Genomic DNA, 11513 nt, shown 5'->3' with positions numbered 1-11513 from the left:
CGGACCACGGGACGGACGGGAGGCACGGCGCCCGCCGGCACCGTGCCTCCCGTCCGTCATCCGGTGACGCCCGTCACCCGCTCGCGGCTCAGTAGAAGTTGTTCGCCTGCGAGTGGGCCCACGCGGCACAGGGCGTGCCGTAGGCCGCGCTGATGTACCGCAGCCCCCAGGTGATCTGGGTGGTGGCGTTGGTCTGCCAGTCGGCCGCGACCGTGGCCATCTTCGAGCCGGGGAGCGCCTGCGGGATGCCCGTCGCGCCACCGTTCGGGTTGACGGCCCGGTAGTTCCAGCCGGACTCCTTGGTCCACAGGTTGTCGAGGCACTGGAACTGCGCGGAGCCCCAGCCGTACTGCGACGACGCCATCGAGGACGCCGTGGCCTTGGCGCCGGCGACGGTGTTCGCAGCGGCGAGGCGCTCGGCTGCTGCCGCGGCCTCCGCTGCCGCACGCTCGGCTGCGGCCTTCGCCTCGGCGTCGGCCTTCGCCTGCGCTGCTGCCGCTGCCGCCGCGTCGGCGTCCGCCTTGTCCTGGGACGCGCTCTCGTCGGCGACCTGCGTCGTGGCGTCGACGGTCGAGGCGATGCGGGTGGTGATCGCGGAGCCGGACATGCCGCGGTAGTCCGACAGGGCTGCGACCTGGCGTTCGAGGGCGCGCGTGTCGGTCTTGTCGTTCGCGTCGGCGAGCACCGTGCGGGCGGTCGCGATGGTCGCGGCGGCCTGGGCGCGGTCGAGGTCCGCGCCGTGCAGCGCGGGGGTGGCCGAGGCGCTCGCGGAGGGGACGCCGATGGCCTCGCCGATGGCCGGCTGTGTGCCGACGGTGGCGAGTCCGCCGACGAGGGCGACGGCGGCAACGCCCCCGACGACGAGGGCGGAGCGACTGCGGAGCGCACGGCGGACACGGCGGCTCGGGGAGTCGAGCGCCTGGCGTCGGGTGGTCGCGGTGAAGGGGGCTTCGGGGGTGGTTCGCGTCATCGGTTCCGGTGGTCGGCCGGCTGGAGGGCGACTCCCGGGCACGCCGGATCGGGCACGCGGGTGTGGGGGAGCGTGCACGACCGTCGGGACGGCCGTCGTGGGGGAGCCGCGAGCCGGGGGAGGACCGGACGGTGGTGTGGGGCCCGTCCGTCCGCCGCTGGGCGACCGGGTGGCCGCCTGCTCGGGCGAAGCCGTCACGATGACGTGTCAGCCTGGACAGCCCGTCCGGAAGCCCTGGCAGAACCGTCCGTCCACCCCTTGGTAACGGTTCGGTAACGGTGCTGACGCCGCCGGATCAGCGCCCGGAGGTGTGTGCTTCCTGGGAGCGCTCGCCCTGGCCGATCCGTTCGAGGGCGGCAAGGGCGGCGGCGATGGAGTCGACGTCGTCGTCGGGCAGGTCCGCGATGAGCCCGGCGACGATGCCGGTGCGGTCGGAGCGGGCCCGTTCGACGGCAGCGATGCCAGCGGGGGTGGCCGACACCATGAACGCCCGGCCGTCCCGCGGGTCGGCCTCGCGTTCGATGAAGCCGCGCTGCTCGAGCTCGGTGAGGATGCGCGTCATCGTGGGCTTCGTGACGACCTCGATCCGCGACAGGTCGCCGGGGCGCAGGGGTCCCTCGGCCTGGATCGTCGCGAGTGCGGAGACGAGCCCGTAGCCCAGCGCGGCCGAGTCGGTGCGCGCACGGCGGTTGATGCGTCCGACGGCGGCGGCGAGGCGCGCGGCGATCTCGGTGCGGTCCGGCTGGCGGTGGCTCATGCGGTGCTCCCGGGTCGTCGGGTCGAGGCTGTTCGAGCGGGTCGGAGCGATGCTACCGGTCCCCACGGGCGTGTGACCGAGTGCCGTGCGGGGTGCTGACGCCGGGTGCAGGAACGCCCGTCCCGAGGTCCGGGACGGGCGTTCCTGTACGACGTGACAGGTGCGCTCAGCTGGAGCGGTGCCGCTTCTCGCCCGGGAGCAGGTGGATCGCCTCGGTCGCGAGCTCGGCGGCGATGTTGTCACCGCTCTCGGTCGCGTCGCGCAGCCGGCGGAAGTCCGCGGTCAGCTGGTCCCAGTCGATGAGCTCGTCGAGGTTCGGCAGGCGCAGGCGGAACGCGAGACCGTCGGTCGTGTCGCGGCACACCCGCTGCAGGTTCTCGTTGCCGCAGGCGTCGACGTACAGCCCGAAGACCGAGAGCGCGTCGTGGTTGACGGCGGGGACGTCGTGCGCGTCGAGCTCGGTGATCGTGCGGTCGAGCTGCGCCAGGATCTTCTTCCGCGTCGGCGCGGTGAGCCGGGGGACGGCCAGCCGGACGACCCCGCCGAACAGCACGCCGAGGGTCTGCATCGCCTCGACGACCTCCTCGGCCTTCGGGGTGGTGACCCGGGTGTACCGGTTCGGTGCCATCTCGATGAGACCGGCGCGGGCGAGCTGGCTGAGGGCCTCGCGGATCGGGGTGCGGGAGACGCCGAGCCAGGCGATGAGCTCGTCGTCGTTGAGGCGTTCACCGGGCTCGAGCGTGCCGTCCATGATCGCGGCGTGGATCTTGTGGCGGACGGTGTCGCGGAGCAGCTGGTGCTCGGTGGGGGCGCTGCTGGGGACCGGCATGCGGGTGTCCTCGTTCTCGGTGGACGGTCGGGAGCGCCGGACCGGTCGGTGTCGACGCCTGATCACCGTACCTGATATGTGAACGGTCGTCCGTCGGCCGCCGTGCCTCAGGTGGCGTCGAGCAGCCGGACCGTCACCGGGTCCTCGGTCCCGTCGAACCACCGGTCCAGCAGGGCACGGAACGGAGCCGGGTCCTCGGCGGCCCTGGCGAACAGGGTCGCCGACGACCGCGCCTTCAGCGCGTCGATCCCACCGAACAGGTCGTCCGCGCTCCGGGCCGGTGCGTCGACGACGGTGCGGGCAGCCTCGAGCAGGCGCGGACCGAGCACGGGGTGTGCCAGGAACGCCCGCGCCTCGGCGAGCCCCTCGATCGCGTACCGCTGCGCCGTCGCACTGCGCCCGAGGCCGGCGAGCTGCGGGAACACGAACCACATCCAGTGCGACCGCTTCCGGCCGGCCGCCAGCTCCGCGAGTGCCTGCTCGTGGACGCCCTCCTGCGCACGCACGAACCGGTCGAGGTCGAACGGGTCGTCGCTCACCGGACCACCTCGCCCCACGCGTAGCGCACGGTCGTCGCGTCCACGACGAGCAGTGAGTCGGGGTCGCGGTCGAGGAGCCCGGGCAGCCCGACGGCGTCCGGTAGGTCGCCCTCGAGCCGCTCGAGCCGGGCGCTGCGGACGGTCAGCGGCGCGTGCTGCCGCTGCCAGAAGAGCGTCTGCGCCAGGTGCCGCGCGTGGATGCCGGCGCGCGTGGTGAGCGCGGCGGCGAGCGGCGTGTCCACGACGTCGCCCGCGGTGACCCGGACGAGGACGTCGTGCCGCGGGCGGGGTCGCGGCGGGCGTGCGTTCCCCGCGTGCACGAGCGCCCGCGCCCAGCGGACAGGGTGCGTCGCCCGGGCCGGGTGCCGGACCGACCGGTGGTCGAGGGTGTCCCCGCGACGCGTCGCCCGGACGTGGGAGAACGTGTACGGCACGCCGAGCAGCGTGTTCGCGGCGACGATGGCGGGGACGTGGCCGGTGTCGACGGTGCGGTAGACGATGCCGTGGCGACCCCTGGTGTCGACGGTCGCGATCTCGATCGTGACCTCGGTCATCGAACCGAGTCGTCGTGAGGGCGGGAGCGGCGGGAGGGCCGTCTCGCGGAACACGTAGGCGGTCAGACCCACCCACGCGCTGCCGTCGACCACGTCGGGCCGGGTGCCGCGTGGCACGAGCCGGGCGAGCGAGGCCGGGTCCCGCCGCCAGTGCGCGAACACGATGTCCTCCCACGCGTGCACGGCGACGGGCCGGTGCACGAGCGGGACCGCCGCCCGCTGGCGGACCGCGTCGGTCACCGTCGTGGCGCGTGTCGTCCGACGCGCACGGCCCAGGCCACGAGCGGCGCCTGCAGGGGGAGCCGCGCGACGCCGACCAGCCGTGCGGCGCGCCCTGCGCGTGGGCTGTCGAGGAGGTCGGCGGCCATCTTGACGTTCGCGGGGAAGACCGCCAGGAACAGTGCCGCTGCCGCCCAGCCGGACGCGCGACGGGTGGCCGGCACGGCGAGTCCGGCGGCGATGCCGAGCTCGGCCACGCCGGAGGCGACCGTGGTCAGGCGCGGGGGGAGGCCCTCCGGCACGATCCGGTCGTAGCCCCGCGGGCGCAGGAAGTGGGTGACGCCGGCTCCGCCGAGGAGCACGGCGAGCATGGTGGCGGTCCGGGTGGCACGTCGGGCGCGCTCGCGTCGTCGCATGCGCCCATCGTGCACGCCCTCGCCCGAGCGGGTGTCGGGCGTCGCTCAGGTCAGGGCGGTCGCGACGAGGTCGAGCACCGCCGTGGCGACGTCCGCCTTGCTGCCGGAGGTCTCCCGGACGACGTCGCCGCCGGGCACGAGCACCTCGATCGCGTTCTCCTCGCGTTCGAAGCCCGCGTCCCACCCGACGTGGTTCACGACGAGCAGGTCGGCCGGCTTCCGGGCGATCTTGGCGCGTCCGAGGGCGATCCGGGCCTCTCTGTCGGGCTCGGTCTCCGCGGCGAACCCGACGATGACCTGACCCGTGCGGCGTGCTCGGACGAGGTCGGCCAGCACGTCGGGGTTGCGGACGAGCTCGAGGGTCATGGTGTCGCCCTGGTCGTCCTTCTTCAGCTTGTCGGGGCGGACCTCGGCCGGTCGGTAGTCCGCGACCGCGGCGGTCATCACCACCACGTCGGCGTCGACCGCCGCGGCGTGCACCGCGTCGGCGAGTTCCTGGGCGGACCCGACGGGCACCACGGTCGCACCGAGCTCCGCGGTGAGCCCGGCGTCCACGTTCGCGGCGACGAGCGTCACGGTCGCGCCGCGTCGGACGGCGTCCGCGGCGATCGCCACGCCCTGGCGTCCGCTCGACCGGTTGCCGACGAAGCGCACCGGGTCGAACGGCTCGCGCGTCCCTCCCGCGCTCACGACGACACGCACCCCGGCGAGGTCGCCCTGGTCGCCCCGCGCCCCCGTCCCCGACCCCGCTGCGGCACCGGCCGGGAGGCCCGCCCCGCCCGGGTCCCGTCGGCCCGCCTCGGTCGGTCGGTCGAGCACCGCCAGCGCCGCGGCCGCGATGTCCTCGGGTTCCGCCATCCGGCCGATCCCGGCGTCGTCACCCGTCAGCGCGCCGACCACCGGCCCGACGAAGTGCACCCCGCGGTCGCGCAGGGTCCGGACGTTCGCCCGGGTCGCGGGGTGCTCCCACATCTGCGGGTGCATCGCGGGGGCGACGACCACGGGCGCCTCGGTCGCGAGCAGCGTCGTCCCGAGCAGGTCCCCGGCGAGTCCGTGGGCCATCCGCGCCAGGGAGTCGGCGGTCGCGGGCGCGACGACGACCAGGTCCGCCCGGCGTCCGAGCGCCACGTGCCGCACCTCGGCCACGTCGTCCCAGACGCTCGTCGTGACCGGGTTCCGGCTCAGCGCCTCGAGCGTCGGCAGTCCGACGAAGCGGAGTGCACCCTCGGTCGGGACGACGTGCACGTCGTGGCCGCGCTTGACGAGGTCGCGGACGACCCCCACGGCCTTGTAGGCGGCGATGCCCCCGGTGATCCCGACGACGACGGACAGACGGCGACCTGCTGCAGCATCCACGTCGGTCACGCTACCCGGACGGCCGTGCGAGGATCGAGCCCATGTGCACCGTCGTCGTCCGCGTCGACCCCGGCGCCGCGTGGCCCGTCACCGTGCTGGCGCTCCGTGACGAGTCGCCCGACCGTCCCTGGGACCCGCCCGCCGCCTGGTGGCCCGAGCTCGACCCCGCCGTCCGGGGTGTGCGCGACCGGTCGGCCGGCGGAGCGTGGCTCGCCGCGTCCGACGCCGCGGGGCTCGCCGTCGTGCTGAACCGTGCCGAACCGGTGCCGAGCGACGACGGCACCTGGACCACCCGCGGCGTGCTGCCGCTCGACGCGCTGACCGGCGCGGCGCCGGGCGCGGGCGGCTCGCTCCCGACCACGCGTGCGTTCAACCTGGTGCGGGCCACGGCCGAGGGCGCCGCCGTCGACACCTGGGACGGCAGGGCGGTGCGGACGACCCTGCTCGAGCCCGGCGTGCACATGGTGACCCACGGGGCCCCGGACGACCCCGCCGCGCCGCGGGTCGGCCGGTGGCTCGAGGCCTTCCGCGCGGCCCCGGCGCCGGCCGGGCCGCCGGCGCTCGGCCCGTTCGACGAACTCCGCACCGCCGACCTCGGCGACGAGGCGGGCGGCGGCTGGAGCGGCTGGTTCGGCGTGCTCGCCGACTCCGCGGCCCTGCCCCCGGACCACCCGGACGCGATCCTGCGCGACGCGGTCGAGCCGGACGGCCACGTCGCGACGCTGTCCGTCGTCGCCGCTGCGGTCGGGCCCGGTCGGACGGTGCTGCAGCACGCGCGGCTCGCCCACCCGGGACGCCTCGACGGCTCGGTGGAGCTGCACCGGGCGTGATCGTCCCGCCCGGACGTCCCCGATGCTGTGAGGAGCAGCAGCGCACCGGCCGGTCCCGCCGTGGTCCGGCGGCGTACGGTCCCCGTCGTGACCCCGACCACACGGCCGTCCCCGCGCACCGTCGCGGGCATCGGTGACCCCGCTCCGCGGCGCCGTCCCCGCGGTCGAGCCGTCCTCGCGACGACGCTCGCCGCCCTCACCGCGCTCGCCCTCGTCGGCTGCAGCGAGGACTCCTCGGTGGCCGCGGCCTCCTCGCCGAGCCCGACCGGCCGCGCCTGGGACCACGCCCCGGGGGAGCGGATCGTCGTCATCGGCGACTCGGTGAGCGGCGGCCACGGCCTGACGCCGGAGCAGGCCTGGCCCGCGCTCCTCGCCCGGACCGAACGGTGGCAGCTGACGAACCTGTCCTGCGACGGGGCCGGCGTCGTCGCCACGGGGGACCCGGACGCGTGCGCCAGTGCCTACCCGGGGCTCGTCAAGCGTGCGGTCGACCTGCGCCCCCGGGTCGTCTTCGTGCAGGCGAGCTCGAACGACCTGGGCGAGGACGACGCACAGGTGACGAGCGCCACCGACCAGCTCGTGGCCCTCGTCCACCGCGACCTGCCCGGAGCCCGGGTGGTGGGGCTGAGCGCCGTGTGGAACGAGCAGGCCCCGCCGGCGCAGCTGGCGACGATCTCGCACGCCCTGCAGCGGGCGACCCGGCGCGACGGCGGCACCTACGTCGACATCGGGCAGCCGCTGTCCGGCCACCCGGAGTGGATGCAGTCCGACGACGTGCACCCGACCGCCCGCGGACAGCGTGCCCTCGAGGCGGGGGTGATCGACGCGTTCGCACGCGACCACCTGCGGTTCTGACGCCGACGGGACGCGGTCGGGTCGTGCCTCCCGGCCGGTGCGGGTGCCGAGCCAGCGGTCAGGCGGGCGCGTGCGTGTCGGTGAGGTCCTCGGCGACCGCCCAGAGCGACCGGGCGAGGTCCGCACTGCGCGCCGAGCGCGGCACCGAGACCGTCGTGGTCGGTCCGGTCAGGCCCCCGAACCCGGACGGCCCGTAGTAGGCCCCGCCGACCGCGGCCGGACCGACGGCGGCGTACAGGAGCGGCTCCGCGCCCTGCTCCACCGCCTGCGTGAAGGGGAGCGCGCGGTCGCTCGCGCGGACCGGACGCGACCGGCCGAGCGAGCGGCCGGTGGACTGCAGGTTCGTGCGCGTGTAGCCGGGGTGGGCCGCCGTGCTGACGAGTGGCCAGTCCCGCTCGACGGACAGCCGGTGCAGGTGCAGCGCGAGGAGCAGGTCGGCCAGCTTGGACTGCGAGTAGGCCCGCCAGCCGTTGTAGCCGCGCTCCCACTGCGGGTCGGTGAAGCGGATGCTGCCGGGGATGGCGGCGAGGCTCGACATCGTCGCGACGCGCGGGGGCCGGGCGTCGTCGCTGCCCGCGGCCGTGCCGAGCAACGTCGGCAGCAGCAGGTTCGTGAGCGCCAGGTGTCCCAGGAAGTTCGTGCCGAACTGCAGCTCGAAGCCGTCCGCGGTCTCGAAGCGCTCGGGCGGGGCCATCACGCCGGCGTTGTTCACCAGGACGTGGAGGGGACGGCCGTCGTCGGCGATGCCCGCGGCGAACCGGCGGACGCTGGCGAGGTCGGCGAGGTCGAGCTCGCGCACCTCGAGGTCGGCGCCCGGGTGCTCCCGGCGGATCTCGGTCGCGGCGTCCTCGCCCTTCGCGGTGGTGCGGACGGCGAGCACGACGCTCGCGCCGGCACCGGCGAGCCGCTTCGCGGTCTCCTTGCCCGTGCCGCTGTTCGCGCCGGTCACGACGATGCGACGGCCGGTCTGGTCGGGGATGTTCGCCATGCGCGGCACGGTACGCCGGCGGTCTGGTGACCCGCCGGGCGCGCGCCGTCGGGGCTGTACGTCCGGCTCCCGCGGTGCTACAGTTCATGCAAACGCATCGATCAGGAGGCGCACATGAGCAACGCATTCGGCACCGACCGCCCGTCGGACGTCCCGCCGCCCGCACCCGAGCGCATCGGGCCGGTCCAGCTCGGCCTCGACACCTTCGGAGACGTCACCGAGCGTGCCGACGGGTCGCTCCGCTCGGACGCGCAGAGCATCCGCGACGTCGTCGACCAAGCCGTCCTCGCGGACCAGGTCGGGATCGACTTCATCGGCGTCGGGGAGCACCACCGCGAGGACTTCGTGGTCAGCGCCCCCGAGGTCGTCCTCGCCGCCATCGCCGCCCGCACCTCGTCGATCCGCATGGGCTCCGCCGTCACCGTCCTGTCCTCGGACGACCCGGTGCGCGTGTACGAGCGCTTCGCCACCGTGGACGCCCTGTCGGACGGGCGCGCCGAGGTGATCCTCGGCCGCGGCTCGTTCACGGAGTCCTTCCCGCTGTTCGGCTACGACCTGGCCGACTACGAGGTCCTGTTCGAGGAGAAGCTGCAGCTCTGGAACGCCCTGCGCGGTGGGGACGCGGTGACGTGGTCCGGCACGAAGCGCGCGGCGCTCGTCGACCAGGACGTCTTCCCCAAGCTCGAGCACGGCCCGATCCCGACCTGGATCGGCGTCGGCGGCTCGCCGCAGTCCGTCATCCGTGCGGCGTCCTACGGCCTGCCGCTGTTCCTCGCGATCATCGGCGGGCAGCCGGCGCAGTTCGCCCCGTTCTCGCGGCTGTACCGCCAGGCGCTCACGCAGCTCGAGCTCCCGCAGCAGCCCATCGCGATGCACTCGCCGGGCTTCGTCGCCGAGACCGACGCCGAGGCAGCCGAGCGCTACTGGCCGTACCACAAGGCCGTCACCGACCGGCTGGGCCGCGAGCGCGGCTGGCCGCCCCTCGACGCCGCGCAGTACCAGGCGGGACTGTCCGCCGGCGGGTCGCTGTACGTCGGGTCGCCGGAGACGGTGGCGCGGAAGATCGCCCGGAACATGCGGATCCTCGGCGTCTCGCGCTTCGACATGCGGTACGCGACGGGTCGCCTGCCGCACGAGGACATGATGCGGTCGATCGAGCTCTACGGCACGCGGGTCGCACCGCGGGTGCGCGAGCTGCTCGCCGAGCCGGTGCCGGTGCCGTAGGCGGACGCCTCCTCGGGGTGGGCCGGCGGGCCGGTGCGGCTCGGGGCGGCTCGGTGCTGCTCGGGGCGGGCCGGTGCTGCTCGGGGCGGGCCGGTGCGGCCTGCTCGTGCACAACGAGAAGCACCCCGCACCACGGGATCCCGTGGCGCGGGGTGCTTCCCGTTGTGCCGGGTCCGGCAGCGTCCCGTCGGCCGGGAGGCGCGCCCCACCGCCGCCACGCTGACTCACGGCAGCGCCGGGTACCGTCCACCGCATGTCGCCCCGCCCCAACATCGTCGAGCGTCGGTTCCGTGGTCGCATCATGGGCGTCGGCACGACGTCCGGTGTGCGGTTCGTCGTCGGCATGTGGGACCGGTCGCCGTTCGGAGCCTTCACGGACGTCTTCCTGGAGCAGCCGGACGGGTCGAGCGTGCTCCTCGCGCCGGACGAGATCGTCGCCGCGTACGTCTCCGGGACCTACCGCTTCGACACGGTGTCGGTGGTCGACATCGACGCCCGCCGCACCGCTCGTGGTCTCGAGCTCGACGCCGGCCCGCTCCGCGCCTCGATCGACGTCGGATCCATCTCACCGCTCGGGCGGGTGCTCCGCATCGTGCCGAAGCCGATCGCGCGTGATCCCCGGTGGCTCAGCGTGATCGACCCGGTCGCACGACTGGTCGCTCCCGGCGCGGGCACGGCCGGGACCGCAGGAGGTGGCCGCCGCGAGTACTACGGCGTGACCGGCGCGCACGACGTCACCGGCGTCTCGGGGTCCTGGGCGGGGGAACCGCTCGGGTCCCTGGCCCCGCTCGACCCGCCCGTGGCGTTCGGCTTCGCCTCGATGCCGCGCGTCCCGCAGGTCGTCGACGTCGAGACGACGATCCGCGAGCCCGCCGCCTGACGCGTCACCCTCGGCCCCGGGGGCGGCGCGGTGTGGGGCCGCTGGGTCGGAGCGTGTGGGTGTCCGTCCGTGCCCGTTCCTTCCCATGACGACCGCGATACCTGATCGTTCCGGGCGTACCTCCCGTTCTCGGACGGCCAGGTACGCCCGTTCCCGCAAAGTGCGCCCGTCCTCGCCAAGTGCGCCCGTCCTCGCCAAGTGCGCCAGTCCTCGCCAGGTACGCCAGTCCTCGCCAGGGACGTCCGTTCTCGCCAGGGACGTCCGTTCTCGCCAGGGACGCGCGTTCTCGCCAGGTGCGCCGTTCTCGCCAGGTGCGCCGTTCTCGCCAGGTGCGCCCGTTCCCGCCCTGCACGCCCGGTCCCGCGCGGCACGCGTCCGCGCCGCAGCCACTCGTGCGGGGGCCGGAACCCGGGCGGGCAGGTCCCAGCGACGAGGGGCACACTGGCGGGAACGGAACGCGCCCGGGCAGTGCCCGGCCGGACGTCGAGCACAACGGGGCGCACGACGAACAGGAGCATCATGACCGACACGCAGGCAGACCACCGCGCAGCCATCTCGGACATCGTCCACGGCGCTCGAACCGCCCTGCTCACCACCGTCAGCGACGACGGCCAGCTGCACGCCCGTCCGCTGGCCGTGCAGGACAAGGCGTTCAACGGGACCCTCCGCTTCCTGGTGCAGGACGGCAGCGAGAAGGTGGAGGACATCGCGCGCAACCCGCACGTCAACGTCGCCATCGAGTCGCAGGGCGGGTACCTGTCGATCGCGGGCACGGCGACGGTCACCCGCGACGAGTCCGTCATCGACGAACTCTGGTCCCCGTTCGCCGAGGCGTGGTTCCCGGACGGCCGAGAGGACCCGACCATCCGACTCCTCACCGTCGAGGGCGACTCGGTCGAGTACTGGACGCAGGACACCGGCCCGGTCGGCAGCCTCGTGCAGACCCTGAAGGCCGCGATCGGCAAGCAGAGCCAGCCCGACACCGGCCACCACGGCACCGTCGAGCTCTAGCCCGTCCCCCTTCCGCACCACGCAACGTCGGCGGTCCCTCGCAGCGGTACAGCCCTGCGAGGAACCGCCGACGTTGCGTTTCGCG

General features: G+C 74.7%; 13 protein-coding genes. 5 read left to right on the top strand and 8 right to left on the bottom strand.

Features of this window, described 5'->3' with window-relative positions; genetic code table 11:
• Positions 1-88: 88 nt before the first annotated feature.
• The 7 genes from NI26_RS11525 to NI26_RS11495 form a co-directional block, all read right to left on the bottom strand.
• On the bottom strand, positions 89-970 hold the full coding sequence (locus NI26_RS11525; protein ID WP_066655409.1) for a hypothetical protein: 882 nt from the start codon (positions 968-970) through the stop codon (positions 89-91).
• A 295-nt stretch (positions 971-1265) separates the two neighbouring features.
• Entirely contained in the window at positions 1266-1727 is a 462-nt protein-coding gene (locus NI26_RS11520) for a MarR family winged helix-turn-helix transcriptional regulator (protein WP_066658510.1), read from the bottom strand.
• 166 nt (positions 1728-1893) lie between these two features.
• On the bottom strand, positions 1894-2556 hold the full coding sequence (locus NI26_RS11515) for a GntR family transcriptional regulator (RefSeq protein WP_081985319.1): 663 nt from the start codon (positions 2554-2556) through the stop codon (positions 1894-1896).
• 107 nt (positions 2557-2663) lie between these two features.
• Positions 2664-3095, bottom strand: coding sequence for a DUF1810 domain-containing protein (locus tag NI26_RS11510; protein WP_066655400.1), 432 nt, complete (start codon positions 3093-3095; stop codon positions 2664-2666).
• On the bottom strand, positions 3092-3889 hold the full coding sequence (locus NI26_RS11505; protein ID WP_066655398.1) for a DUF2071 domain-containing protein: 798 nt from the start codon (positions 3887-3889) through the stop codon (positions 3092-3094). The genes NI26_RS11510 and NI26_RS11505 overlap by 4 nt, the downstream gene beginning before the upstream one ends.
• Complete coding sequence (locus NI26_RS11500) at positions 3886-4284, bottom strand: DoxX family protein (protein WP_066655395.1); 399 nt, start codon at positions 4282-4284, stop codon at positions 3886-3888. Before NI26_RS11500 ends, NI26_RS11505 begins: the two co-directional genes overlap by 4 nt.
• Before the next feature lie 45 nt (positions 4285-4329).
• Positions 4330-5616 carry a bifunctional phosphopantothenoylcysteine decarboxylase/phosphopantothenate synthase gene (locus tag NI26_RS11495; protein WP_066658508.1) on the bottom strand — a complete coding sequence of 429 codons (1287 nt, stop codon included), beginning with the start codon at positions 5614-5616 and terminating at the stop codon, positions 4330-4332.
• A 65-nt stretch (positions 5617-5681) separates the two neighbouring features.
• Between NI26_RS11495 and NI26_RS11490 the strand changes: the two genes are divergently transcribed.
• Together NI26_RS11490 and NI26_RS11485 are read left to right on the top strand one after the other, a co-directional pair.
• Positions 5682-6470 (top strand): NRDE family protein, encoded by a 789-nt coding sequence (locus NI26_RS11490; protein ID WP_066655393.1) that lies wholly within the window; start codon positions 5682-5684, stop codon positions 6468-6470.
• Positions 6471-6557: 87 nt separating this feature from the next.
• The gene (locus NI26_RS11485; RefSeq protein WP_158407761.1) at positions 6558-7325 is read left to right on the top strand and encodes an SGNH/GDSL hydrolase family protein; all 768 of its coding nucleotides are present in this window, start codon (positions 6558-6560) and stop codon (positions 7323-7325) included.
• A gap of 58 nt (positions 7326-7383) precedes the next feature.
• On the opposite strand, the gene NI26_RS11480 is transcribed toward NI26_RS11485, so the two are convergent.
• Positions 7384-8313, bottom strand: a complete 930-nt coding sequence (locus NI26_RS11480; RefSeq protein WP_066655390.1) for an SDR family oxidoreductase — start codon at positions 8311-8313, stop codon at positions 7384-7386.
• Positions 8314-8427: 114 nt separating this feature from the next.
• Between NI26_RS11480 and NI26_RS11475 the strand changes: the two genes are divergently transcribed.
• The 3 genes from NI26_RS11475 (at position 8428) to NI26_RS11465 (ending at position 11428) form a co-directional block, all read left to right on the top strand.
• Entirely contained in the window at positions 8428-9537 is a 1110-nt protein-coding gene (locus NI26_RS11475; RefSeq protein WP_235426353.1) for an LLM class flavin-dependent oxidoreductase, read from the top strand.
• 253 nt (positions 9538-9790) lie between these two features.
• Complete coding sequence (locus NI26_RS11470) at positions 9791-10417, top strand: hypothetical protein (RefSeq protein ID WP_066655388.1); 627 nt, start codon at positions 9791-9793, stop codon at positions 10415-10417.
• A 519-nt stretch (positions 10418-10936) separates the two neighbouring features.
• A complete protein-coding gene (locus NI26_RS11465; protein WP_066655386.1) occupies positions 10937-11428 on the top strand; it encodes a pyridoxamine 5'-phosphate oxidase family protein in 492 nt (163 codons plus the stop codon).
• The last annotated feature ends 85 nt before the right edge of the window (positions 11429-11513 follow it).

This window comes from Curtobacterium sp. MR_MD2014, from assembly GCF_000772085.1.
GTDB lineage: Bacteria > Actinomycetota > Actinomycetes > Actinomycetales > Microbacteriaceae > Curtobacterium.
The sequence above is the reverse complement of the archived record's forward strand: the minus strand, read 5'-3'. Positions and strand labels throughout refer to the sequence as shown.